The sequence below is a fragment of the Mucilaginibacter sp. genome (assembly GCF_028288105.1).
Lineage (GTDB): Bacteria > Bacteroidota > Bacteroidia > Sphingobacteriales > Sphingobacteriaceae > Mucilaginibacter.
Map to the genome: position 1 here is coordinate 1 of NZ_JAQBOI010000014.1, position 25,963 is coordinate 25,963.

Sequence of the window (25,963 nt, forward strand, 5' to 3'; positions counted from 1 at the left end):
AAATCTTTTTTAGTTTGCCGTTGCCCTGATCGGCTACGTAAACATTGCCCGCGGCATCAACAGCTACATCTGTTGGGTTTAAAAAACCGGTGCCCACTACAACAGGGGTGCCACCACCTGCAGGCACCTGTTTTATTGTACTCGCGCTAAAATCGGCAACGTATATAACACCATTTTTACCTATGGCTACGCTATATGCGGTGGTAAAGCCGGTGGCTATGGTAGTAATCGCCCCTGTACCGGCTTCTATTTTCCTTACCACATTGTCGCCCATATCGGCTACATATATATTACCGGCATCGTCAAGTGCAAATCCCTTCGCGGCAATGCTGCCTGTCGGTATTTCTACCGCGGCGCTACCATCAGCAGGAAATTTAAATAACTTGCTTGGGTATATATTATCTAATAAATACACGTTACCCTGTGCATCTTTTTTTATTCTTAACGCCTGGGTTACGCCGCCGCCTATTGAAGTAAAACTGCTGCTATAACCAAAAGCATCAACATTGGTTGCTGTTGGTACAACCTGTGTTATTGCTGTATTAGTTGCAAAAACTTTGGCCGTACCATAGCCAATTGTGGGGTAATCTGTCGGGTTCGACGTAACTGTACTTGCTGCTGTAGCAATAGTTTTAGGGAGTGCGCCGGTTGCCGATAATTCTATATTGCCGGAGTATGTACCCTTTGCTGCAGAAGCCGCCAGCCTGATGTAAACAGGTGTTGAAGCAATTTCACCACCTGTGCCAACAGTAATTGTTGGTGAGAAGGTTGGGTTATTTATACTTACCTCAAAACCAGATGGTGGGACAATCAAAATACCTGAAGAAAGACCCGTGCCCGATACATTAAACGTTGTTGATGCCGAAGCGGTACCCCGCATAGTAGTTAAAGCGGATAATGTACCGCTTGTGTTTATAGATCCTGATACAGCAGTGATATTATAATAGATAGACTGGCTGCCTTCTACTGCCTGCCTTTCTGTTAAGTTATAAACAATCGGGAATAGCGCGATCTCGCTGATAGTGCCGGTAAAACCGAAACTACCATCCGGTACCGATGATCCGATAGAGAACGACTGTACTGCGTTTCTTTCGCCGGCCGGTAAGGTGTTGCTGCCTTCAGCTACCCTGTTGTTGTATATAGCTACAACGCCCGATGAATAATTTCGCGTCCACGATGTTTGCCGTGTTGTTCCATCGTTAATCGATGCCCCTGCCCCATAAGAAGCGTCACTATAACCGTCGATATTACCTATACCTACTGTGAATTTATTGTTATATACACCATACCCCCAGTCGTTAACAACCCCGCCTTGTTCAGAACCTACTATGCCGGCCATAGTGTACCATGCACCCGCATTACCGCTGTTAGTATTGCTGCTTGCCGCGTTGTAAACAATTGACCCGCTCATGTGGAAGTTTAAACCTGTTGTGGTAACAAGCATAAACTGCGTCCCGCTAAATTTGATAGCAGGCTTGCCGTTTGCGGTGTTTATTGTACCGGCATTAATTATTTGCGGCTGAGAAGATAAATTACCCTGTATAGCGTTATAGTTATGAACAACAGTTTGATCGTACCAAATAGCCATAGTGGCCGTGTTACTACCTATAATTGTGCTTAATGTAGTGCCTGTAGCACCTGTCGGCGCTGCATCATAAGTTGAATATGCTGCCGAAACCGGAGAACTTAATGAAAAAGCAAGGTTTGCTGAGGCATCGGGATAAACATCATAAAAACTACTCCCTATAGCTATACGAACCAATGGGCCACTGTAAAAACTACTTAATAAACGTAACGAGTAGGCGCCACCAAGACTGGTAGAACTTGTAAGGCCAAGCTTATCTAAAGAAAAACCCACGGGGAAATCCTGTTGCGAGTAAGCATTGGTGCCGGTATTAAACATATAGGCACCCTGCCCTACCGGGTTATTTGCAAAGCTACCTTTTGCTGTAGCGTTGCCGCCCGAGGCAAGATAGGTTTGCTGGGCATGTGCTATATTTAATGTTGAGATAAGCAGTGTGAATAAAACCGTTCTCAAAATAAGCTTATAGCTTAGTAAGAAGCGTTTTTGGGTGTTAAGAGTGTAAGGTGTTGGTAAAGGTAAAGCCATTAGGGGGCAAATTATAGTAGGTTAAATCAATAGTAATATTAGGGGCAGTAGTAAGCTTGTTAACAGGCCAGTTGGCCGTGAATTGCAAATGCTTTTTCACAGGACTTAATTATCGCCTTTGAGTGCGTTTAGAAAACATGGTAAAAAAGACAAAATCAGCGACACGGCTAATTATTGCAAAGCCGGATAAAGGCGCATTAGCATTGGCGCTTTAGTTTTGGCATTGAAAATACTCGGGAATAGAGGGCAGGTAAAGTTATTTCCATATAGTGGGTTTAATCAATTCTTATTATTAGGGTATATTTAATGCCGGGGTTTTATGCCGGGGCTTTTTTTATAAAAATGTAACAGCCGTTTTACGAAAAGATTTTTAAGAAAACATTTTTATATATTCTCTTGATAAGGCTTTCGGTTAACGGATATTGTTTAAAAAGAAATATTCCTCTTTTTAATATATGCGCTTTTATTCAAAGGTTAAGTCATTGTCATTAAAAACAAAAAATCACGTACTTATACCTGAATTTCAGCAAGTTATAAATATTAATTATTATTTCTATATCAATAATTTATATACCTCGAATAATAAGGCAAAGCTAATCCTCCACTTCCGGCCTATTTTCGGCACACTAAACCTCAACGCATCAAAATTCTGATAAACTTTATAATTTATATAGGGCAAAAACAGCTTATTTAGTATTTAGAAAAATAAACTGGTCATGCGATAAAAAAACTAAAAGCCGCTCTATTTTGGTAAAGCGGCTTTTAATGTCAGGAATAAGTTGAGTATTAATACAGCATCAATAATTATTTAATAAGTTTTGCAGGCAACCGGTCAATGGGCTGAATCTTTATTTGTTTATAATATACCTCTGCACCTTCAGATTGGATCTGGATCTTACCCAAGGTAAGTGGCGTTTCCTGCCCGTTATCCATTTGTTTGGTTTGATATAAAATCATCATTACTTTACCATTTATTACGTGTATGGCAGTATCTCCATAACAATATAGATCAAGTGTGTTCCACTGGCCCGATGGGTTTTCGGCATCCGTGCCCTTTATGCAATGCCGACCCTGGCTGCCGCCCTCTTTAAAAGTCATGAGCGTTCCCTGCGGGTTATAAATATAACCGTCTCCCACTTTATCCGCCGGTATACTTGCCAAGCCACCTGCAACACCCCAAAAATCGCCGCTATTCCCTTCCTCTATCTGAAACTCTTCGGAACGCATCCAGGCACCGTAATCTGCACCATATTTACCTACCGAATGGTATAACAATCCGCTATCTTTCTTTTTACCCTTTTTTTGCCCCCATGATAAAGCACCCCACTTAAACTGAAGTTGAAAATGATAATTCTTATACTCCTTTTTAGTAGATATAGCCCCCCAGTTTTCGCCAGAAATGCGGATAACATTTTCGCCGTTTTCTTTCACAATGGTAAATACATGGCGGGGGTCGTTGTTTAAACCTATGGGAGTGCCGTTAATGGGTTTACCCGCATCATCCAGATCGGGGCCAATATAGGTGTCCCAACCCGTGAGGTCTTTCCCATTAAATAAACTTTCCCATTTATCGGTATTTGATGCTGTTGTGAAACCAAGGGTTATCGCACAGATCATCAGCGGCATTATAAATTTAGCAGATCTCATAAGGCAAGTTATTAGGTTATTTGATCTAATATATAAATTATAAATGGCTGATTAAAACATTATAAAAAAGCCCGGATACATATTATGCATCCGGGCCTGGCATTATATTTTAGCTAACGCGATCGTGGTTTATATATAACGATTGATCACATTTTCAAGATATTCTTGTTTCCCGCTTATAACTGCAGGTTCGCCATTTTCAACCGCGTATTTGCGCAGGTCTTCCAACGATAGTTTTCCGTTCTCAAAATCTTTACCGGCACCGCTATCAAATGATGCATAGCGATCTTGCCTTACTTTACTGTAATCAGATTTTTTAAGGATGTTATCGGCAGTGATCAACGCACGTGCAAAAACATCTATACCACCAATGTGGGCGTGGAATAGATCGGCAGGATCGGTAGAATTACGACGGATCTTAGCATCGAAGTTTATACCACCGCCTGCAAAGCCACCGGCCTTTAAAATGATCAGCATATATTCGGTAACCTCGGTAACATCATTCGGGAACTGGTCTGTATCCCAACCATTTTGAAGATCGCCGCGGTTAGCATCAATAGAGCCCAATAAACCGGCGTCGGCAGCCACCTGCAGCTCATGTTGAAAAGTATGGCCGGCAAGGGTTGCGTGGTTAACTTCAAGGTTAAGTTTAAAATCATTTATCAGATCGTACTTCTGTAAAAAGCCTAATACTGTGGCCGCATCATAGTCGTACTGGTGCTTGGTAGGCTCACAAGGTTTTGGCTCGATAAAGAAAGTACCTTTAAAGCCTTGTTTACGGGCATAGTCTTTTGCCGTATGTAAAAATTTAGCCAGGTGCTCCTGCTCGCGTTTCATATCGGTATTCAGCAGGCTCATGTAACCTTCTCTTCCTCCCCAAAAAACGTAGTTCTCGCCACCTAAAGCAATAGTCGCATCTAAAGCCGCCTTAACCTGCGCGCCGGCTTGTGCCAGTACATGAAAATCAGGATTTGTAGAGGCCCCATTCATATACCTGCGATGGCTGAACAGATTTGCTGTTCCCCAAAGTAGTTTTACGCCACTTGCCGCCTGCTTTTGTTTGGCATAATCAACCATGACACCTAAACGGCGGTCGTTCTCATTAACATCATTGGTATAATCAACCACATCAACATCATGAAAACAGTAATAACCCAAGCCAAGTTTGGTAATAAACTCAAACGCGGCATCCATTTTATCTTTGGCGCGCTCAACAGCATCAGCCTTAACACTCCACGGAAATAAATGGGTTGGTTCGCCAAATGGGTCGGCACCATTGCCACAGAACGAGTGCCAGTAAGCTACAGCAAAACGCAAATGATCTTTCATTGGTTTACCTGCAACTACTCTATCGGCATCATACCATCTGTATGCAAATGGGTTATCGCTTTCTGTACCTTCGTAATTAATTGCGCCTATCCCTTTAAAAAACTCTTTTTCACCTGTAATAATGTTCGACATAATATTTAATAATTAAATAGATTTATATTTTGGTTGGTTTATTTCACAATTGCCAATTGGTTTTCTAACAGGGCCTTCCACTCCTGGTAAAAGGGCTCTATATCCTGTCCATCTGGCTCAATTAATTGCATAGGTTTCATATAGGTAAACGCTTCGGCCGTTGTTTTATATATACGGGCACCAATGCCTGCCCCTATTGCAGCGCCCACACTACCGTCGTTTTTGTATAATTCAACTGGTACACCTGTAAAGTTTGAGAAGCTTTGGCCAAACACTTCGCTTAAAAACAAATTTGCCTTGCCCGCCCTGATAACCGATGGGGACATTCCGTTTTCGCGCAGGATATCCAGACCATATCTGAATGCACTGGCTATACCCTCCTGCACCGCTCTAAATATATGCGCGGATGTATGATGGTTAAGATCGATACCATGAAAATGGACGCCTATTTGTTTATTGTTAAGCATTCGCTCGGCGCCGTTGCCAAAGGGTAAAATACGCAGGCCGTCGCTCCCAGCCGCAACGGTTTTAGCCAAGTCATTCATTTGCCCGTAGCTGGCTGATGAGCTAAAAGTGTTTTTGACCCACCGGTTTAAACTACCCGTTCCGTTAATGCAGAGCAAAACCCCCAGACGCTTTTGCTGCGGCATATAATTTACATGGGCAAAGGTATTTACGCGCGATTGTTTATCGTAAGTAAGTTCATCGCTCACGCCATAAATTACACCTGATGTGCCTGCCGTAGCGGCAACTTCGCCCGGTTGTAATACATTAAGCGATAATGCATTATTGGGCTGATCGCCCGCCTTATAAGTAACCGGGGTGCCTTCCCTCAACTTTAAGCTTTGCGCTATAGTTGCCGATACATAACCATGTTCTGAAAAAACAGGTAGTATCTCTGGAAACAGGTTCCTGTCAAAATCATAGTATTTTAAAATATCGTCAGAGAAACTATCAGTTATAAAATCATAAAACACTCCTTCAGATAATGATGATACGGAGCAGGAAACGCTTCCGGTTAGTTTCATGGCTATAAAATCGCCGGGCAACATCACCTTATCTATTTGTTTATATATCTCCGGCTCATTCTGTTTTACCCACGCCAGTTTAGATGCGGTAAAATTGCCCGGTGAGTTTAATAAATGCGACAAGCATTTTTCCCCGCCAATTTCGTCAAAGGCTTTATTACCGATCTCTACCGCCCTGCTGTCGCACCAAATAATGCTATCGCGCAATGCCTCGCCCTGTTTATTAACCAACACTAAACCGTGCATTTGGTAGGCTATACCAATAGCAGAAATATCCTGCGGATTATAATCGGCGCTTTTATGGCACAAGTGAATAGCCTTTTGTGTGTGTTCCCACCACATATCGGGCGATTGCTCTGCCCAGCCGGAATGCAGCGCTTTTATTGGCGATTCGCTATCGGGATACTGCGCAGTGGCTATCAGCTTTTGCGAAGCAGAGTCAACAACAGATACTTTAACCGATGATGTGCCGATATCTATACCTAACAGGAGCATATTATAATTGGGTTTGTGAACAGCTAAATTAATTATCTTTTTAAAAAATGCAATCGATTGCCGAAATTTATTTTCACATATTTGTACAGGTATGAAATCTAAAAAAAGAACGACCATATACGATATTGCTGAAAAATTAAATATCGCCCCGTCATCAGTATCAAGGGCCTTAAACAATAGCAGTTATGTTAAGGAGTCTACTAAAAAATTAATTTTACAGACAGCCGAAGAGCTCAATTATAAAATGAACAGCCTTGCGTCTAATTTGCGCAAAGGCCAAAGCAAAACCATTGGCGTTATTGTACCACGGATAAATCAAAACTTTTTTTCCAACGTTATTGCAGGTATTGAAGATGCCAGCTATAAGCAAGGGTATAACTTAATTATATGCCAGTCTAATGAGTCGTACGAGAAAGAAGTGCAGTGTGTAAATACTTTAATTAACCAGCATGTAGATTGTATTGTAATATCCATTTCTGTTGAAACAATTAATTACCAACACTTAAAAAACATACTTGACCACCATATTGAACTTATTCAGTTTGACCGTGTTGCCGACGAGCTTGAGACTTTAAAAGTAATTAACGATACCCTTCAGGCATCTTACGAAGCGGTTAACCATTTAATTACCCAGGGATATAAACGCATAGCCTTGTTAGAAGGCCCACAAAGCCTCAATATTTTCAGGCAAAGAAAGGAAGGCTACTTGCAAGCCCTTAAAAAGCACAACATGCCGGTATTAAACGAACTGATGCTTGAAAATGCCTGGACCAAAGATTTGGGAGCCCAGGCTACCCGCAAGTTATTGAGCCTCCCCAACCCGCCGGATGCAATATTCGCCTCTACTTCAGATTTTTCGGCCTTAGGTGTGCTTGAGGTAGCAACAGCTATGAATATAAAAGTACCTGCCCAACTTGGCATTTGCGGCTATTCAAATGAGGATTTTACAGAGATCACCAGCCCTTCTATTACCACAATTGACCAGTTTAGCGTTGATATGGGCAAAACAATAGCCAATTTGTATTTTGAAGAAATGAAAAATACAGATGTTTCGGCCACACCTAAAACCATTAGTATTAAGCCAAAACTTATTACCCGTTCATCCACTCAAAGGTTAACAGAATAAAGATACCTCGCCAAGCTTTTTTAGTTTAAAGCTTTAGGTATAGGTTTATATTATGTACGTACATAATATAATGAAAAATTCAAATTAATGCACATATTCTTGAAATTGTAATACAGCGTTATTGGTCATTTTATAGTTAAATATCTTTATTTAATGGTTTTATTAATACATTAGCATTAACCTGCATAAACATTAAATACCAGTTTTAATTTAAACCTCATTATAGCATAATTCGGAAATATGAAACTTATTATAGATCATAAAAGCCCAATACCCCTCCACGTTCAAGCCGAGCGATTAATTAGAGATTTAATCAAAGAGCCTGAGTATCAGGCAGGAAAGTTGCTTCCAAACGAAGTTGACCTGGCTAAAAAACTGGCTATTTCCAGAACCACCTTAAGGCAGGCCATAAATACACTTGTAAATGAGGAGCTACTAACCCGTAAAAAGAAGGTGGGTACCAAAGTGGCCCATGAAAAGATCAGCTCAAAATCTATGAACTGGCTTAGCTTTTCGCAAGAAATGAAAGCGCGTGGCATTCCTATTAAAAATTATGAGCTGCATGTTAGCTGGGTTTACCCCGAAGAATATATTGCCAATTTTTTCGAGATAAAAACCGACAAAAAGATTCTTAAAATGGAGCGTTTAAGAGGAAGCTCAGAAGAAGCGTTTGTTTATTTCATCTCTTATTTCCACCCGCGGATTGGCCTAACCGGCGACGAAGATTTTAAACTTCCATTGTATGAAATGCTTGAAAATGAGCATTCTTCTATAGCGATACTTTCTAAAGAAGAGATAAGTGCACGCGTTGCTGATAAAAACCTGGCCGCCAAATTAGAGATTGAAACAGGTAGTCCTATCTTGTTTCGTAAACGATTTGTTTATGACCAGGGCGAGCGCCCTATGGAATTTAATTTAGGATATTATAAAGCTGATAGTTTTGTTTACACAGTAGAAAGCAGACGCATAATTTAACTTGAAAATTTTTTACTTGTTTGAGAATTAAATAATTTTAATATGTTTGTACATTATGACATACAAAAGTTTGATTTTTGATACTAAAAAGTCCACCAAACAATTAAATATCGAAGTGCTAAGGAATACGGATCAGTTTGTTATGTCTGCATTAAATGAAACAGGTACAGAATCCGGCTACGATATTTATCCGTCATTCAAGATCACTCAACCCATTCATTCGGGATACGAAAGCCTGGGAGAACATATTATTCAAATCGGCGGTAATTTTATTCTTGATGGATACGGCTCTGTATGCTGGGACATAATTAAAAATTCACTTACTAATTTTTTCAATAAAAAGGGTATAGATACCGAGTGGATCTCCATTGAAAACTACCTTAAACCCGAACAAGAGATTGACAAGCTGATAGCTCCATACCTTGGTGAGGATGACCCACTTTTTGGTAAGATCTATCCCGGTGAGATCTCTGATCTTTATGATACAGATAGCATAGCCGGGCTTACACCCAATAACAATAGCCTCACCTTTGTTTATGGATGCGGGGCCGCATTAGTTAACTGGCAATGCCCGGTCATTTATTTTGATGTCCCTAAAAATGAGATCCAGTTTAGGTCAAGGGCTGGCAATGTTCGCAATTTGGGTGCACAATCACCCAATGAACCAAAAGCACAGTATAAGCGATTTTACTTTATTGACTGGGTTGTATTTAACAAGCACAAACAGGCATTGCTGCCCCGTTTAGCCATAGTCGTTGATGAACAACGTCCTGACGAGATTACCTGGACAACCGGGGAAACCTTACGTGACGCTTTAACCGATATGTCATCTAAAGCTTTTAGAGCGCGGCCCTGGTTTGAGCCGGGGGTATGGGGTGGCCAATGGATAAAAAAACATATTGAAGGCCTGAATAAAGATGTTATTAATTATGCGTGGTCGTTTGAACTTATAGCGCCCGAAAATGGCATTGTGCTGGAGAATAACGGTATCCGCCTGGAGGTTTCTATAGATAACCTGTTATATAACAATAACAAATTAATATTAGGTAAAGCTGCCGATAGATTTGGGTACAAATTCCCTATTCGTTTCGATTTTTTGGACACAATGGATGGCGATAACCTATCGCTGCAATGCCACCCTACCGTACCCTATACCAAAGCAAATTTTGGCGAAGATTTTACACAGGATGAAACTTACTATATATTAGATGCAGAAGAAGACGCGGATGTTTACCTGGGTTTCCAGGAAAATATAGATAAAGATGCTTTCAAAGCCGTTTTAGAGGAAAGCTTCAACACCAGCAGCCCCATCGATGTAGAAAAATACATCCAGGTTTTCCCGGCCAAAAAGCATGATCTTTTCCTTATCCCGAATGGCACGGTTCATTGTTCGGGTAAAAACAATATGGTGCTTGAAATAAGCGCTACACCGTATATTTTCACATTTAAAATGTATGATTGGGTACGCCCTGACCTAAGCGGAAACCCGCGTACCTTAAATATTGACCGGGCTTTTGACAATCTTAATTTCGACCGTAAAGGCAATGTTGTTACAGATACTTTGATATCGAAACAAACTGTTGTTAAAAAAGGCGCGGATTGGCAGCTTATTAACCTTAGCACACATCCCGAGCATTTTTATAACATCGAAAGATTTGAATTTGAGACCGATGTTACCGACACCACCAATGACCAGTGCCTTATACTTAGCCTTGTTGAAGGCGAAAGCATCATTGTAAAAACAGGCGATCTGGAACAGGTGATAAACTACGCGGAAACTTTTATTATCCCCGCAAATACAAAAACTTACAGCATGCGCAACAACGGCAGCCAAAAGGCCAAAGTTGTAAAGGCCTATGTTAAAGACGAGTGCTGTTAATAAACCTAAATTAATATAAGAATTCTTTAATAACCATCCGGATTGGAGCCAAATAACCATTTACATGAGCAGTAATACAACATCGAAAAAGTCTTCGTTTTTTTTAATTGCAGTTACCCTTGTAGCCACTATGGGCGGGCTATTATTTGGTTTCGATATGGCCGTCATATCCGGTGTGCTGCCGTTTGTAAAACACCAGTTCGCTCTATCTTCGGTTGCCGAGGGTTGGTTTGTTTCATCGGCATTAGTAGGTTGCATAATAGGGGTGTCATTCTCCGGCGAGCTTAGCGATCGTTTAGGCCGAAAAAAGATGCTGATGCTTTCGGCTATCCTGTTTTTTGTATCAGCAGCCGGAACCGCATTTTCATCCAATTTTACTTTTTTGGTATTGGCCCGCATGCTTGGTGGTACAGGCGTTGGGGTAGCATCAATAGTGGCGCCATTGTACATATCAGAAATTGCCCCCGCCAAAATACGGGGCAGACTGGTTACTTTTTACCAGCTGGCTATAACTGCCGGGATCCTTATCGCTTACCTTACCAATTCAGAATTGCTTGGTTTTTCGTTATCTCATAAAAGTATTTTACTTGGCAATGAAGCGTTGCAGGGCGCATTAAACCTGTTATTTATAAAGGAAGTATGGCGCAGCATGTTAGGCTTGGGCGTTATCCCATCCCTATTGTTTTTTATAGGCTTAGCCTTTGTACCCGAAAGCCCGAGATGGCTGCTTCAGAAAGGTAAAGTTGCCGAAGGTGTTGCTATACTAACAAAAATTGAAGATGCCGAAATTGCAGCCCAGGAAGTTGCAGCCATAAACAAGAATACAAAAAAGGAGGTTGGGACTTACAAAGAGTTGTTTGCACCGGCCTTAAGAAAACCTTTAATGATTGGGATATTGCTCCCCCTGTTCTCGCAGTTTAGCGGTATAAACGCTGTTATTTATTACGGCCCGCGCATACTAAGCGATGCCGGTATCAATATTAGCAATGCGTTGTTGGGCCAGGTTATATTTGGTTTGGCAAACTTCCTTTTCACCATCATTGCCATTTGGAAGGTAGATAAAATGGGGCGCAGGCCACTTTACATTGTAGGCTCGCTTGGTGCTACTGTTTCTTTATTTTTTACAGGATGGTGCTTTCTCCATGGCAGCACAAATAGCATTGCTTTGGTTATCAGCATAATATTATTCCTGGCTTGTTTTGCTTTTTCTATAGGCCCGTTAAAATTTGTAATAGCTGCCGAGATCTTCCCAACAAAGATCCGTGGCCGTGCAATGGCCATCAGCATCATGACAATGTGGGTAGCAGATACCATAGTTGGGCAGCTTACCCCTATTCTATTGGGTTCAATTGGCCCAGCTTATACCTTTTGGTTCTTTTCGGCCTGCTGCCTGTTGTCTTTCTGGACGGTTTATAAAATGGTACCCGAAACCAAGGGGAAGTCGTTAGAAGAAGTACAGGATATTTGGGTAGCGCACTAAATTTACTTATTTCTCCCGATAAAATATAAAAGAAGGCCGCTATTAGCGGCCTTCTTTTATTACTAATTGTTTGCTATAAAGCTGTAGGTTACGCCTGGCATAGTTTTAAAACTATATACAATGGCTTTATCCTGCGTGCTGCTTTTCACATTAGCTGTACCCGCTTTCAAGGTGTTTGATACCCTTATTTTACAATTCCCTCCGGATACTGACTTGATGGACAGCTTAGTTATTTTGCTATTTTTCCATTCCAGGTTAGTGATAACAAAATTGCCCCTTGCACGCAAGCCCTGCACGGTGCCCTCGGCCCATGCTTTTGGCAACGCGGGTAGCAGTTGAATTTCATCTGTCTGGCTTTGAACCAACATTTCGGCAACACCTGCTGTATAGCCAAAGTTGCCATCTATCTGGAACGGTGGGTGCGCGCAGAAAAGATTGGCATAGATACCGCCACCCTCGTTATAATCAACACCGGCACCACCAACAAGGGTTATAAAGTTGTTCAGGATAGTATAGGCATGGTCGCCATCAAGCAAACGCGCCCAAAAGTTCATTTTCCATGCCATTGACCACCCAGTTGAGGCATCGCCACGGGCAAGCAGGCTTACTTTTGCCGCTTGTGCCAGTTCGGGAGTTTTAATAGCGCTTATTTGCTTACCGGGATGCAGCGCAAACAGGTGCGATGCATGCCTGTGGGTATCTTTAGGGTCATCGCGGTCGGTTTCCCATTCCTGCAGTTGGCCCCATTTGCCAATCTTCGGCATTAAAAGGTGCTCTTTTAATGAAGCGATATGGTCACGGTAGGTTTTATCTATACCCAGCACATCACATGCTTCAATATAATTGGTGAACAGGTCATAAACAATCTCCTGATCGTGGGTTACCCCATCTTCGGTAGGCCCGTGCTCCGGCGACCAGCCCATTGGCGAAACCAGCGTACCATCGGCCCGGCGTTTTAAATGATCGTCCCAAAACTCTACAATCTCTTTTAATATCGGGTAGGCAAAGGTTTTAAGATATTTTTTATCTTGCGTAAAAGCATAATGCTCCCATATACCCTGCGCATACCATGCACTGCCGGGTGTGTTCCATAAAAAGCTCGACCCTCCAAAAATGTTATTCTCTGTTTTCACCGTCCAGCCACGGGTACCGGGATATTGTTTAGCGGTACTTTCGGTTTTCACCTTGCGCATACTGTTAATATAATCCAGGTATGGATAATGGCATTCCGAAAGATTTGTTGGTTCGGCCAGCCAATAATTCATCTGGATATTGATGTTAGAGTGATAATCACTTCGCCATGGCGGCGAAGTACTATTATTCCATAAGCCCTGCAGGTTGGCTGGTAAGCCCCCTTTGCGCGATGAACTGATCAATAAATATCTGCCATACTGAAACAACAACGCTTCTAAGCCGGTATCTCCTGATTTTTTATAATTGATGATACGCTGATAAGTTGGCACTAAACTGTATGTGCTTATTTTACTGCCCAGTGTTAAGGATACCCGCCCAAAAAGAGATTTGTAATCTGCGATATGTCTTGTTAATAGCTGGGGATAGGTTTTAGCAGTGGCCGCTGCCAATATGTTTTTTACTTTAACATTAGGGTCTTCACCCTTCCACTTATCCTCGCGCTTGTTGCTATAATCTGTGGCTGCCGAAAGTAATATGGTAAAGCCATTTGCCTTTTGAATATTAAGTTGTGCAACTCCCTTTTCATCCTTTTCAACACTTACCGATCCTCCATCTAAAATAATCCTGGCTGTTGCACTATAGGCCATGCCGTTATCCAGCTTGCCATTTATTTGCAGGCTGGCGTTATTCCCGGTAATAATGGCTTTATGCGCATCGGTAAGTTGTATGATGGCCGAATATGCGCCAGCTTTGCTGGCTTTATAATGTAACGCCATCACCTTATCCGGGAAACTGCAGAAATACTGTCGACTATAATTAACCGCCCCCAAAGCATAGCTGATATTTAACACGGACTTGCTGATATCCAGTTCACGGTGATAGTTTGTTGCTGCACTATCCTTCCCGGTGAACTTTACATACAGGTCGCCAAAAGCCTGGTATGCCCCGGTTTCGTCTTCATCGCCTGTCCACAGGCTAATTTCGTTAAACTGTATATGTTCTTGCGCTACGCCGCCAAATACCATGCCCCCTATGCGGCCGTTGCCAATAGGGTATGCATCTGTCATCCAATCTTTAGCGGGTTTATTGTCCCACAATTTCAGGTCCTGTGCATTGGCTTTGCTTGCAAAAAGGAAACACCCTGCACAAAGGATAGTTAGCGCAATGCGATAAAATAGATGTGAGATAACTCTCATAGTTAAAAATTAAATAAGGTTAAATTGATCTGTCTAAATGTACATAACCGCCATCAACATAATTAATTTGCCCGGTAGTATGGCTTGAAACCGGCGATAAAAGAAACACCGCCATATTGGCTATCTCTTCAACCGTGGTCATTCTTTTTCCTAACGGGATGTTATCAACTATTGATGCTAACTTTTCTGCCGGGTTTTCAACTGTTTGCAGCCAGCGCTCATATAAAGGCGTATAACACTCGGCCACTACAACGGCATTCACACGTATATTATGCGGCAATAATTCAACCGCCCATTCTCTTGTTAGTGCATTACGGCCGCCATTTGCAGCAGCATAGGCCGATGTACCGCCCTGCCCGGTATCAGCCACTTTCGAGCTGATATTAACAATGCTTCCTTGTGTCTTAATTAATTCGGGCAGTGCATAATGTGCTATTAAATAATAATGCACCAGGTTTTTATGAAGGGACTGCATAAACTTTTCATAACCACCGTTCTGCAAGCCTACCCCATCATTTTCACCGGCGTTGTTCACCAGGCCATCAATACGGCCAAACTTTGCTATCACTTTTTCTACAGCTTCCCTGCATTCGTCAGGGTTAGATAGTTCGGCTTGAAACTGGAACGCTTTCCCACCTGCTCCCTCAATCTCTTGTACAGTTTTGAGGCTCTCATCTGCCGACCGGCTTAAAATTACCGCGATAGCACCTTCCCGGGCAAGCAGCACAGATATGCCTTTGCCAATACCGCGCGCACCACCAGTTACTATAATTACTTTGTCCTTAATTTGTAGATCCATAAATTGGTTAAGCCCGGCCATGTTAAGGCCGGTATAATTGGTTAAATATATATTTAATAACAGGTTGATATTAAATAGTATTACACAAATTAAGCGTTTGTTAAAAGCTTAATGTTTAATCCTTTTATCAAATCATTCAGCGATATTGGATTAAAATAAAACATATATCAAATTTGTGGCTTTTAAGTTGAATTTTTGTACATTCATCCTGCCAATTAATTTTTCATGAAACCTCAATTATTAAAAGTATCTACTAACCTGGTGCATTCATTTAATGCCCGGCGGGATATAATGCCAAATGTGAACAACCATTGGCATTACCATCCCGAAGTTGAGCTGGTTTATTTTAAAAAAGGAAACGGCACCCAGTTTATTGGCGATTGTATTACCCAGTTTAATACCGGCGATGTAGTTTTAGTGGGATCCAATTTACCCCACTACTGGCAGTTTGACGGCAGTTACTTTAACAAAGAAGCAGATGTTACGGCCGACGTAAGCGTTGTACATTTCAGTGAGAATTTTTGGGGCGATATGTTTTTGGAATTGCCGGAGAATAAAGAGATCAAGGACGTACTAAAAAGATCAAAACGGGGGATACAAATAACCGGCGCAAACATGATGGAGATAGGTAACCTGATAGAAAAGGTTATACATGCCGAAGGTGCCCGCAAGATAATTTTGTTGATGGAGGTATTGCTGGCTATTGGCGATAGCGCTGAAAATAACACGCTTGCTTCTATGGGTTTTCAGCACAATTTCCAGGAGTCAGAGAAAGACCGTATCAACGCTATTTACAACTACACGATAGCTAATTTCAAGAAAAAGATCTCGCTTGAGGAAATAGCGGCGGTAGCCAACATTAGCCCAAACTCTTTTTGCAAATTTTTTAAATCGCGCAGCAGAAAAACCTACTCGCGTTTTATTAATGAGATACGTGTTGGCAATGCCTGCAAACTACTTATCAACAACCAATTAAACGTAAAAGAAATATGCTATGACAGCGGCTTTTACAACTTTGCCAGCTTTCATAAATATTTTAAAGAAATAACCGGTAAAAGCCCTTTAAGCTATCAAAAAAACTATATAAAATAACCGGTTATTTTCTCGCTACAGTACTGTCCACCCAACTATCCGTGCGGAATGGAGAAGCCGGCAACCCTGCCCCATTATATAAATTACAAACGGGGTTATTGGCCCATGCATAACGCACAGCTACCGGTGCACTTACCCTGGGGCTACTGACTATAACCTTATCACCGCTGATTACGGCATCGGCCCAATAAAACTTTTGATCGGCACCCGCTATAAAAAAACCGGTAGGTAATTTTGCATTTTTGGCTACCAACCCACCATCGGCACATTTAAATTGTATGCTGATGCTGTTGCCCTCAATTTTATAAGAACTATACATAGGGCCAGAGTAAGCAATTTTTTCACCATAATTTTTTGCAAGGGCAATAAGGGCCAGTCGGCCGCCTACTTCCTGTTTATTTTTGGGATGTATATCGGCGCCATCGCCAATATCTATCGCTACAGCCATACCCGTATTAGCTAATGCAAGCGCACCGGATTGTGCATCGCGCAATTCGGCCCATGCCGATGCAACGGGCTGATAGCTTACCTGAAAATAGTTGGCCAATTGCACAAAATAGAAGGGCATTTTACTGTTATTCCACTGTTGTCTCCAATCTGCTATCATAGCCGGGAATAGTTCGCGGTATTGGTGCGCCCTCGCCGCATTCGACTCGCCCTGGTACCATATCGCTCCCTTTACAGCATACTGGATAAACGGATTTATCATGCCGTTAAATAATACAGTTGGCCTGTTGGGGCCGTCGTTTAATTGTGGCATAGGATAATCTTTAAAATCTAACCCAACCTTATAATCCCAGCTACCATTAAGTGCCATACGCGCACCCGATGTTGTTTGCAGGTATAGTTTGCTTTTATCGCTATTTAATCCGCCGCCACCTGCTCCGTCAAGTACCCTTACGCATAGTACAAATTCGCCTCCTTTTACTTTATCGGCGGGTATAGTGTAGTTACGCAATACGTTAAACCCATTTGTTTCTCCTATTTTTTCACCGTTAAAAAACGTGATATCATTATCGTCAACGGTGCCCAGGCTTACCTGCAGGTCTTTTCCAGCCCACTCCTGTGGTATGTTTACCTTTTTGCGATACCAAACAATGCCGTCAAAATCTGGAAGTGATGCGGTTTCCCATTCTGTAGGTAGCAACATAGTACCCCAACCCGTGGTATCAACAGTCGGTTCGGCCCATTGCGGTACACCTTGTTTATAACCGGCATCCTTTATAAGGTATTCTTTTTGCCATGCTGCAAGTTCCTGATCATATACAGCCTGACTTTGTTCTTTATTAAGCGTTTTAACTTTATTTAAACGCTCGGCAAAGTCTGGGAGTTTTTTAATGGTTTGCTCGCTTGTCCAGGCTTCCAGGATAGTTCCTCCCCATGATGTATGTATCAATCCTATTGGGATGCCCGTCTTTTTATAAATATCCCGTGCGAAAAAATAGGCCACTGCCGAAAACCCTGCTACAGTTTGAGGGTTGCACTCCTGCCAACCACCGCCGCTCACTTTGGCATCATCTAAAGGCACAGTGCTGGTTACATGCTCTACCTGCAATAAGCGGATATTTGAGTATTGGGCATCTGCTAATTCCTGCTTATAATTAAGAACCTGCGACCACCCCGAAACCGGGAACTCCATATTTGATTGCCCTGAACATACCCATACTTCGCCGATCATTACGTTTTTTAATGTAACCGTTTCTCCATCATTAATGGTGATATCGTATGGCCCGCCATAAGCAGGGGTGGCAACCATAACTTTCCACTTACCGTTTGCATCAGCTGTGGTTGTATAATGTTTATTGCTCCATGTGGTGCTGATGGTTATTGTTTTACCGGCATCGGCTTTGCCCCAAACAGCGGCATTTGTTTTTTGCTGCAACACCATGTTATCGCTAAATACCGATGGCAGCACAACTTTACTTTGTGCGTTAAAACCAATAATTGTAAGCCCTATAAATAAGCCGTTACGGAGTGATCTGAGTATGTTCATTTAGGTTGTTAATACAAATATGCTTAAGCTTCTTGGCCCGTGTGCACCAAGCACAAGAGATTGTTCAATATCGGCAGTTTTTGAAGGGCCGGCAATAAAGGTAGCAAAACTATGGTCAGAACCTTGTGTGCGCTTGTAGGCAGCGTGCATATCGGCCACAATATCACCAGCATTAACAACCAGCGCAAGGTGCTGGCATATAAACGGCAAAACGCGTGTGCCCATTTGCTTTTCTGTTACCCATAAAGCGCTGTTTTCGGCTATGCCAAATTCAGCTTGCAGTATGGCCAGTTCTACGTTCTCTAATTCATGCGGGGTTGCGCCTGCAGCTAAAGCCGCATCAGTGGCTACATCAAATAATTGAGGGATAGAAGTAAGCACCCTTGAACCAGGAATTATATTCAGGTGAGTTTTAATATCAGCTATGCTTTCAACGGATATTACCTTGCTGCCTACATTACCGGCAACAGCTTTAAAGGTTTCCAAAACAGTCAAACCATCCACCTGTTGCCTGTTCTCCCATAAAGTAATATCGGGCGCGGCTACCAATGGTGGCTGGCTTTTACGTACATCAGCTAAGATCTTTTCCCTTGTCGTCATCTTGTTTATTTCGAATGTCGAATTTTCAATTTCGAATTTATTCTTTGTCTTGATTCTAACTTCTATTCTTCGCGTACCACTCACCAAACGATTCTTTTGGCGGTTCGGGCATATCACGTTGCTTGTACCACGGGTTTAAGCCATTATTAACCGCGAAGGGTGCATATTTCATCACCAACCTGCCGGCCTTACCTGCAATGCGGTAAACTTTTGGGGATGACAGCGTATAGGCCATCGCCTGCATGGCCGCAGCCTTCTTTTTATCGCCATAACCTTCCTTTACTATAACCTGACGCCATTTATAAAGCTGATCATGGATATCGATCTTTACCGGGCACACATTGGTACACGAGCCGCATAAGGTTGATGCAAAAGGCAGATCGGCATATTGCTTCATATCCAGATTGGGCGCTAATATGGATCCAATTGGCCCCGCAACAGCGGTATGATAACTGTGCCCGCCACTACGCCTGTATACCGGACAAGTGTTCATGCATGCCCCGCAACGGATACATTTTAATGAGTTTCTGAAATCTTCGCGGCCCAGCTGCACACTACGGCCGTTATCGACCAATATAATGTGCATTTCCTGTCCGGGCCGTGGTCGTTTAAAATGACTGGAATAAGTAGTAATAGGCTGCCCGGTCGCACTACGGGTAAGCAAGCGCAAAAACACACTTAGGTGTTTACGTTTGGGGATCAGTTTTTCGATACCCATACTGGCAATGTGCACATCAGATAAATGAGCGCCCATATCTGCATTGCCTTCATTAGTACATACCACAAATTCCCCGGTTTCGGCTACTGCAAAGTTAACACCGGTTAGGGCGGCTCTGCGGGTTAAAAATGTATTACGTAAATGTACACGGGCCGTTTCGGTTAATATCTGCGGATCGGATTCACCTTTTTCGCTGCCTAAATGCTCGTGAAATATATCGCCTATTTCTTCCTTCTTTTTATGGATACACGGTAATACAATATGGCTGGGAGGTTCTTTTGCCAGCTGTACGATCAATTCGCCCAAATCAGAATCTACTACGTTGATACCTTGCTCTTCAAGGAAGTGATTAAGATGGCATTCTTCGGTAAGCATCGATTTGCTTTTCACCATTTGGGTGATGCCGTGTCTTTTTAGAATGCTGTGCACAATATCGTTATGCTCTTTAGCATCTGCTGCCCAGTGCACAGTAATGCCGTTACCGATGGCTTGTTTTTCAAATTGCTCCAGGTAATTACCCAGATCAGATAACACATTGTGTTTTATCTGCGATGCGGCCTCCCTCAACTCTTCCCAATCGGGGATCTGATGAGATGCCCTATCACGTTTTTGGCGCACCCACCAAAGGGTTTCATCGTGCCAATCTACACGCTGTTCATCTTTATTAAACGCTTCTGCCAGTGCTGCGTGGTCTTTCATGCTACAGTTTCTTTTACGCCATTTAATATTTCGGCAATGTGTATCACTTTAACCCGGCTTTTTAACCTGCGCAATATACCTTCCATATGCATAAGGCAGGAAAGATCCGCAGCGGTTATATATTCGGCGCCGTTTTGGATATGGTCGGCTACCCTATCTTTCCCCATTTTTGCAGAAACCGCTTCTTCGGCCACGCAAAAGGTACCGCCAAAACCACAACATTCATCAGGGCGATCCAATGGTACTATCTCAACGCCTTTAACCATATTAAGCAACGCAACCGGTTTTGAAAACGGGGCTGCCGTAAGCTCTGTCATTTGTGCCAGCTTAAGGCCGCGCTGGCCGTGGCAACTTTGGTGCAGACCAACCCGATGCGGAAACGCAGCGTCCAGCTTTTCAACTTTTAATATATCGGTTAAAAACTCGGTTAGCTCATATATTTTTTTGCGGATGCCGAGCGCTTTTTGCTCATCATTATGCGTATGCAAATGTTCCTTTATATGCAAGGCACAACTACCGGATGGAGAGACGATGTAATCGTACTCCGCAAAATTATCTACAAATAACTCATTACATCCTTCGGTTAAATGTTCGTAGCCGGAATTGGCCATAGGTTGCCCGCAGCAGGTTTGCCGGGCAGGATAACTAACCTCCACACCCAACTTTTCAAGCAATTCTAAGGTGGCTATTGCTGCATTGGGATAAAACTGGTCCACATAACAAGGGATGAAAAGGCCTACTCTCATATTCTTATCAGCTAAACGAAAAAATCAATTTTTTTTATAAGCTACCAGTTGTTGTTTAGATGTGCCTAACCCGTCGATGCCTAATTCAACTACATCTCCCGGTTTTAAATATACCGGCGGATTAAAGCCCAGCCCAACACCTGCAGGCGTCCCGGTTGATATTACATCACCTGGCAGTAAAGTCATAAACTGACTAACATAAGATATTAAATATGGAATTTTAAAGATCAGGTTCGCGGTAGTTCCGTCCTGCATTTTTTTTCCGTTAACGGTTAACCATAAACGCACATTATTTATGTCGGCTATTTCATCAGGGGTTACCAAATATGGGCCCAGCGGCGCAAATGTGTCGCAACCTTTCCCTTTATCCCATGTCCCGTTACGTTCCAGTTGAAACTCGCGTTCGGATACGTCATTGTGCAGCACGTAACCTGCTATATAGTTATGAGCATCCGCTTCTTCCACATATGATGCCTTTTTACCTATAATAACTGCCAGTTCTACTTCCCAATCGGTTTTTACCGAATTTTTAGGAATAACAATATTATCATACGGCCCAACTAAAGAGGTTGTGCTTTTCATAAAAATAACCGGTTCTGAGGGCAAGGGCGCGTTAGTTTCTTTAGCATGGTCAGCATAATTAAGGCCGATGCATACAATTTTTGATGGCCTTGCAATTGGGCTTCCCAACCGGCTTCCTTCCGGTATAATGACCAGCTCACTTTTATGCGCTTTTACATAGGCCGCCAGTTGTGCCGGCCCGTCAGCTGCAAAAAAGTTTTCATCGTAATCTTTCCCGTAAAACGATGTATCGTAATTAACACCATCTATTTGTACGCCTGTACGCTCTTCGCCGGGGTTACCGTATCTTATAAATTTCATGTTCGTTCTAATTATTTAATGTTATAAAACCACCATCAATTGGGTAATCGTTCCCGGTCACAAACCCTGCCTCGTCCGAGCATAGGTATAGTGCCAGTGAAGCTATTTCGTCTGGTTTGCCCATGCGCCCAATGGGCTGGCTTTTAGATAATTTTTCAAATACCTCGGTTTGGTTATCAGGATAGTTCTTCGCTATAAAGCCATCTACAAAGGGTGTATGCACACGTGCCGGCGATATGCTATTGCAACGAATGTTATCTGCCAGGTAATCGCGTGCTACAGAAAGGGTCATGGCAAATATTGCACCTTTACTCATCGAATAGGCAAACCTATCGGTAATACCAACATGCGCGGCTATAGATGCCATATTAAGGATAACGCCACTACCAGCCTGCTTCATTAAAGGAACCGCGGCAAAAAGGCAATTATAAGCGCCTTTAACATTTACATTAAAGATGCGGTCAAGATCTGCTTCGGTAGTGTTTTCCAAATTACCTACATGAGCAATACCCGCGTTATTTACCAGTATATCTACCTTGCCAATCCCATTAAACACATTCACTATTGCCTGCTGGTTGGTAACGTTGGCCATATGAGCTTTACATTCGCCCCCGGCATTTTTAATTTCTGCAATAACCTCAGCGGCTGCATCGGTGTTTAGTTCGATAATATGAACAGTTGCCCCTTGTTTGGCAAATAGCAAGGCAATGGCTTTGCCTATTCCACTGCCGCCGCCGGTTATAACGGCTGTTTTATTTGTTAAGCTAAACATATTAATGTTTGATATTTATAATGAAACGCCTCTTTTCCATGGGATAAAATCATCCTGACCCAATTGTACCGCTTTGGGTTTTATATCGCCATTGGCTACGTCAATTACATAGTTAAGCAGCCGGTGTGCCGATTGCTCAATGGTTTCTTCACCTTCTATAACGGTACCACAATTAAAATCTATAATATCCGGCATCCTGTTAAATAATTTAGTGTTGGTAGATACCTTTATTACAGGCGCCACAGGGTTACCTGTTGGTGTGCCCAGCCCTGTTGTAAACAAAACAATGTTGGCGCCTGCTGCTACCTCGGCTGTGGTACTTTCCACATCGCTGCCGGGAGTACATAGGAGATTTAGGCCCGGCCTGCTCACTTTTTCGGGATAATCAAGTACGGCGGCCACGGGTGATGTTCCCCCTTTTTTTGCGGCCCCTGCAGATTTAATAGCATCGGTTATCAAGCCATCCCTTATGTTACCCGGCGATGGGTTAGCATAAAAGCCCGAGCCATCTGCTTCGGCTTTGGCATTATACGTGCGCATCAGATCCATAAATTTTAGTGCGGTTGGTTCATCCATACATCTGTCACTCATTTCTTGTTCTACACCACATAGTTCCGGAAATTCGGCCAGGATAACGCTACCGCCAAGGCTTACTATCAGATCTGATACATAACCAAGTGTAGGGTTTGCCGAGATCCCCGAAAACCCATCAGAACCGCCACATTCTAAACCAATGCATAGTTTGTTTATAGGCGCGGGTTCTCTTTGTTGTTTGTTCACCTCCATTAGCCCTGCAAAAGTTTGTTTCAGGGCTTCGTGCAGTAACCGGCTTTCTGTGCCCAACTTTTGCTGCTCCAGTATCATCAGCGGTTTAGAAAAATTAGGATCACGTTTTTTTATCTCGGTCTGTAAAATGCCTGCCTGTGCGTGCTGGCAGCCCAGGCTTAATATAGTTGCACCCGCTACATTAGGGTGAGTAATATAACCTGCCAGTAAGCCACACAGCGCGTCAGAATCGGTACGTGTACCACCACAACCCATATCGTGATTTAAAAATTTAATGCCATCGATGTTAGGGAACAACTTTTTTGCCGAACTGCCTTCGGGTGTCAATTGCAGATCAGCCTGCAATATCTCTTCTACCGACCGGCCCGTTTGCAACATATCTATAAGCTGGTCAACTTCGCTCTCATATCCCCGGGGTTTAGAAAAGCCGAGTTTATCCAGCAATGCATCTTTCAGTACGTTAATGTTTCTGTTCTCGCAAAAAACCAGCGGGATAACCAGCCAATAATTAGCCGTACCTACCGAACCATCTGAGCGATGGTATCCCATAAAGGTTCTGTCTTTATAATTTGTTACATCGGGTTGTGCCCAGGTTGTTTTGCGGTTACCCAGCTTAAAATCATCCGCGGCATGTTTAATGTTTTTTGTGGTAATAGCCCCGCCCTTTAGTATTGGCTCACTTGCCCTGCCTACCAGTACACCGTACATGTAAACCTCATCCCCGGCATCCAGGTCATTAATGGCAAACTTATGTTTACCGGCAATATCATCTGTTAATACCAAACTTAAACCTTCGTGCTCAACCAGGGTTCCTTTAGGCAGGTCGGTAAGGGCTACTAACACATTATCGGCTTGGTGGATATGTAAAAATTGTTTTTTAAATTCTTCTACCATAATAATTGATCATCCGGATCGTAATCCGTTTACTTCATTGCCGCTATCAAATAACGGCAGATAATACGTTTATACTATTCTTTTTAACTATATGCCCTTTTATACCGTAATAAAACACTACGCAAAAGCATAATAACGGCACCAAATAGGCAATTTGTATGCTGCCGGTTTTGTCTGATATAAGGCCCATTAACAATGGGGCCATTGCCCCGCCAATAATAGACATTACCAAAAACGAAGCAGCCATTTTGGTTTCTTCGCCAAGCCCCTTTATTCCTAAAGCAAATATTGTTGGATACATTATAGACATAAAAAACGGCACTGCTATTACCGCGTAAAGAGCAATAGTACCGGTAGTATTTATTGCTATCAGCAGCGAAGCAATGCTAATTGCCGAGTAAACGCTTAACAACTTTGCCGGGGATATAAACCGCATAACAAAGGTGCCAATAAACCGCCCCGCCATAAAACCAACCATCGCGATAGCACCCCATAAAAACGCGGCGTCCTTTTCGTTCAATGCAGCCACATATTTTGCATAGCGGATAAAGAAACTACCCACACCCACCTGTGCGCCAACGTAAAAAAACTGGGCAATAACCGACCAGCGTAAATGCGAATGACGCAATACGCGGGCAGAGAAGCCGGTACCCGGCGAATGCAGGTCAACTACTTTATCATCCGGTTTTTCATCGGGAATCTTAGTGATCAAAAACAGGATGATAAGTAATACTACCACGCCACCAATGATCAGGTATGGTATTTTTACCGTATCGGCTTCTGATTGCAGATAGCTATTTACCTGTGCCGGGGTCATACTGTTGAGGTGGGCAGTAGAGTGGTCTATCCCCGTTAATATAAAACGCCCGCCAAGTATGGGGGCCACAAAGGCGCCTAAACCGTTAAATGATTGAGCGAAGTTGAGCCTTTGTGCCGATGTTTCTTTGTCGCCCAGTACGGCTATATATGGGTTAGCAACGGCCTCTAAAAAGGTTGAACCCGTGGCTATAATAAATAGCGCGAAAAGGAAAAACACGTAACTACGTTCGGACGCTGCCGGGATAAACATAAATGCACCTGCAGCATAAAATACCAAACCAAGTAAAATCCCTTTTTTGTACCCATATTTCTGCATAAAAAGCCCCGCCGGAATCGCTACCAGGAAATAGGCCAGGTAAACCGATAGATCAATAAAAGCCGATAACGTATCGCTTAAATGACAGGCTTTTTTTAAGTGTGGTATTAGTATAGGGTTAATATTGTGCAGAAACGCCCACAAAAAAAACAGCGAGGTAACCAATATAATCGGGAAGAGATATTTATTCTTAGGCATGAATAATGGGATGTTGAATCTTTGTTAAGATTGGTATCACAAAGAAAACAGATGCCTTTCAACAATACTTTTACATTATTGGCCAATGATTAAGCAATATTGTAATTATTGATTAATA

Annotated in this window: 18 protein-coding genes and 1 pseudogene; 5 read left to right on the forward strand and 14 right to left on the reverse strand. The window is 42.6% G+C overall.

The annotated features are described in order from the left end of the window. The 4 genes and pseudogenes from JWQ85_RS00790 to JWQ85_RS00805 form a co-directional block, all read right to left on the reverse strand. A pseudogene (locus JWQ85_RS00790) lies at positions 1–2,110 on the reverse strand (hypothetical protein); the annotation flags it as partial. 804 nt (positions 2,111–2,914) lie between these two features. Further along, positions 2,915–3,757, reverse strand: a complete 843-nt coding sequence (locus JWQ85_RS00795) for a family 16 glycoside hydrolase (RefSeq protein ID WP_299462451.1) — start codon at positions 3,755–3,757, stop codon at positions 2,915–2,917. 129 nt (positions 3,758–3,886) lie between these two features. Then, on the reverse strand, positions 3,887–5,218 hold the full coding sequence (gene xylA, locus JWQ85_RS00800; protein ID WP_299462454.1) for a xylose isomerase: 1,332 nt from the start codon (positions 5,216–5,218) through the stop codon (positions 3,887–3,889). 38 nt (positions 5,219–5,256) lie between these two features. Next, positions 5,257–6,741 carry an FGGY family carbohydrate kinase gene (locus JWQ85_RS00805; RefSeq protein ID WP_299462457.1) on the reverse strand — a complete coding sequence of 495 codons (1,485 nt, stop codon included), beginning with the start codon at positions 6,739–6,741 and terminating at the stop codon, positions 5,257–5,259. Between the two features lie 91 nt (positions 6,742–6,832). On the opposite strand from JWQ85_RS00805, the gene JWQ85_RS00810 reads away from it, so the two are divergent. The 4 genes from JWQ85_RS00810 to JWQ85_RS00825 all read left to right on the forward strand — a co-directional run bounded on the left by JWQ85_RS00810 (position 6,833) and on the right by JWQ85_RS00825 (position 12,201). Then, positions 6,833–7,867, forward strand: a complete 1,035-nt coding sequence (locus tag JWQ85_RS00810) for a LacI family DNA-binding transcriptional regulator (protein ID WP_299462460.1) — start codon at positions 6,833–6,835, stop codon at positions 7,865–7,867. A gap of 240 nt (positions 7,868–8,107) precedes the next feature. Further along, entirely contained in the window at positions 8,108–8,842 is a 735-nt protein-coding gene (locus tag JWQ85_RS00815) for a GntR family transcriptional regulator (RefSeq protein ID WP_299462463.1), read from the forward strand. 55 nt (positions 8,843–8,897) lie between these two features. Next, complete coding sequence (locus tag JWQ85_RS00820; RefSeq protein ID WP_299462466.1) at positions 8,898–10,721, forward strand: class I mannose-6-phosphate isomerase; 1,824 nt, start codon at positions 8,898–8,900, stop codon at positions 10,719–10,721. Positions 10,722–10,785: 64 nt separating this feature from the next. Beyond that, entirely contained in the window at positions 10,786–12,201 is a 1,416-nt protein-coding gene (locus tag JWQ85_RS00825; protein ID WP_299462469.1) for a sugar porter family MFS transporter, read from the forward strand. Positions 12,202–12,263: 62 nt separating this feature from the next. Here JWQ85_RS00825 and JWQ85_RS00830 read toward each other — a convergent pair whose 3' ends face one another. Together JWQ85_RS00830 and JWQ85_RS00835 are read right to left on the reverse strand one after the other, a co-directional pair. Continuing rightward, positions 12,264–14,531, reverse strand: coding sequence for a glycoside hydrolase family 95 protein (locus JWQ85_RS00830; protein ID WP_299462472.1), 2,268 nt, complete (start codon positions 14,529–14,531; stop codon positions 12,264–12,266). A 19-nt stretch (positions 14,532–14,550) separates the two neighbouring features. Next, the gene (locus tag JWQ85_RS00835; RefSeq protein WP_299462475.1) at positions 14,551–15,330 is read right to left on the reverse strand and encodes an SDR family oxidoreductase; all 780 of its coding nucleotides are present in this window, start codon (positions 15,328–15,330) and stop codon (positions 14,551–14,553) included. 225 nt (positions 15,331–15,555) lie between these two features. Between JWQ85_RS00835 and JWQ85_RS00840 the strand changes: the two genes are divergently transcribed. Next, positions 15,556–16,422, forward strand: coding sequence for an AraC family transcriptional regulator (locus tag JWQ85_RS00840; RefSeq protein ID WP_299462478.1), 867 nt, complete (start codon positions 15,556–15,558; stop codon positions 16,420–16,422). Positions 16,423–16,426: 4 nt separating this feature from the next. On the opposite strand, the gene JWQ85_RS00845 is transcribed toward JWQ85_RS00840, so the two are convergent. From JWQ85_RS00845 to fucP, 8 genes are read right to left on the reverse strand one after another with little or no spacing between them, the layout of a single operon-like run. After that, complete coding sequence (locus JWQ85_RS00845; RefSeq protein WP_299462480.1) at positions 16,427–18,415, reverse strand: sialate O-acetylesterase; 1,989 nt, start codon at positions 18,413–18,415, stop codon at positions 16,427–16,429. Next, a complete protein-coding gene (locus tag JWQ85_RS00850; RefSeq protein ID WP_299462482.1) occupies positions 18,416–19,015 on the reverse strand; it encodes an LUD domain-containing protein in 600 nt (199 codons plus the stop codon). It abuts the gene before it with no gap. Between the two features lie 55 nt (positions 19,016–19,070). Then, entirely contained in the window at positions 19,071–20,432 is a 1,362-nt protein-coding gene (locus JWQ85_RS00855; RefSeq protein WP_299462485.1) for a lactate utilization protein B, read from the reverse strand. Next, positions 20,429–21,178 carry a (Fe-S)-binding protein gene (locus JWQ85_RS00860; protein ID WP_299462488.1) on the reverse strand — a complete coding sequence of 250 codons (750 nt, stop codon included), beginning with the start codon at positions 21,176–21,178 and terminating at the stop codon, positions 20,429–20,431. The genes JWQ85_RS00855 and JWQ85_RS00860 overlap by 4 nt, the downstream gene beginning before the upstream one ends. Positions 21,179–21,202: 24 nt before the next feature. Then, on the reverse strand, positions 21,203–22,060 hold the full coding sequence (locus tag JWQ85_RS00865; protein WP_299462491.1) for a fumarylacetoacetate hydrolase family protein: 858 nt from the start codon (positions 22,058–22,060) through the stop codon (positions 21,203–21,205). A gap of 7 nt (positions 22,061–22,067) precedes the next feature. Beyond that, complete coding sequence (locus JWQ85_RS00870) at positions 22,068–22,832, reverse strand: SDR family NAD(P)-dependent oxidoreductase (protein ID WP_299462494.1); 765 nt, start codon at positions 22,830–22,832, stop codon at positions 22,068–22,070. Between the two features lie 15 nt (positions 22,833–22,847). Then, positions 22,848–24,512, reverse strand: a complete 1,665-nt coding sequence (locus JWQ85_RS00875) for a UxaA family hydrolase (protein ID WP_299462496.1) — start codon at positions 24,510–24,512, stop codon at positions 22,848–22,850. Positions 24,513–24,558: 46 nt separating this feature from the next. Continuing rightward, a complete protein-coding gene (fucP, locus tag JWQ85_RS00880) occupies positions 24,559–25,845 on the reverse strand; it encodes an L-fucose:H+ symporter permease (RefSeq protein ID WP_299462499.1) in 1,287 nt (428 codons plus the stop codon). Positions 25,846–25,963: the final 118 nt, after the last annotated feature.

Excerpts from the sequence above, each read along its gene's own strand:
- JWQ85_RS00840 (WP_299462478.1), top strand. The coding sequence starts at position 15,556 with ATGAAACCTCAATTATTAAAAGTATCTACTAACCTGGTGCATTCATTT.
- JWQ85_RS00870 (WP_299462494.1), bottom strand. The coding sequence starts at position 22,832 with ATGTTTAGCTTAACAAATAAAACAGCCGTTATAACCGGCGGCGGCAGT.
- xylA (WP_299462454.1), bottom strand. The coding sequence starts at position 5,218 with ATGTCGAACATTATTACAGGTGAAAAAGAGTTTTTTAAAGGGATAGGC.
- JWQ85_RS00805 (WP_299462457.1), bottom strand. The coding sequence starts at position 6,741 with ATGCTCCTGTTAGGTATAGATATCGGCACATCATCGGTTAAAGTATCT.
- JWQ85_RS00810 (WP_299462460.1), top strand. The coding sequence starts at position 6,833 with ATGAAATCTAAAAAAAGAACGACCATATACGATATTGCTGAAAAATTA.
- JWQ85_RS00855 (WP_299462485.1), bottom strand. The coding sequence starts at position 20,432 with ATGAAAGACCACGCAGCACTGGCAGAAGCGTTTAATAAAGATGAACAG.
- fucP (WP_299462499.1), bottom strand. The coding sequence starts at position 25,845 with ATGCCTAAGAATAAATATCTCTTCCCGATTATATTGGTTACCTCGCTG.
- JWQ85_RS00875 (WP_299462496.1), bottom strand. The coding sequence starts at position 24,512 with ATGGTAGAAGAATTTAAAAAACAATTTTTACATATCCACCAAGCCGAT.
- JWQ85_RS00860 (WP_299462488.1), bottom strand. The coding sequence starts at position 21,178 with ATGAGAGTAGGCCTTTTCATCCCTTGTTATGTGGACCAGTTTTATCCC.
- JWQ85_RS00845 (WP_299462480.1), bottom strand. The coding sequence starts at position 18,415 with ATGAACATACTCAGATCACTCCGTAACGGCTTATTTATAGGGCTTACA.
- JWQ85_RS00820 (WP_299462466.1), top strand. The coding sequence starts at position 8,898 with ATGACATACAAAAGTTTGATTTTTGATACTAAAAAGTCCACCAAACAA.
- JWQ85_RS00835 (WP_299462475.1), bottom strand. The coding sequence starts at position 15,330 with ATGGATCTACAAATTAAGGACAAAGTAATTATAGTAACTGGTGGTGCG.
- JWQ85_RS00815 (WP_299462463.1), top strand. The coding sequence starts at position 8,108 with ATGAAACTTATTATAGATCATAAAAGCCCAATACCCCTCCACGTTCAA.
- JWQ85_RS00865 (WP_299462491.1), bottom strand. The coding sequence starts at position 22,060 with ATGAAATTTATAAGATACGGTAACCCCGGCGAAGAGCGTACAGGCGTA.
- JWQ85_RS00850 (WP_299462482.1), bottom strand. The coding sequence starts at position 19,015 with ATGACGACAAGGGAAAAGATCTTAGCTGATGTACGTAAAAGCCAGCCA.
- JWQ85_RS00830 (WP_299462472.1), bottom strand. The coding sequence starts at position 14,531 with ATGAGAGTTATCTCACATCTATTTTATCGCATTGCGCTAACTATCCTT.
- JWQ85_RS00795 (WP_299462451.1), bottom strand. The coding sequence starts at position 3,757 with ATGAGATCTGCTAAATTTATAATGCCGCTGATGATCTGTGCGATAACC.
- JWQ85_RS00825 (WP_299462469.1), top strand. The coding sequence starts at position 10,786 with ATGAGCAGTAATACAACATCGAAAAAGTCTTCGTTTTTTTTAATTGCA.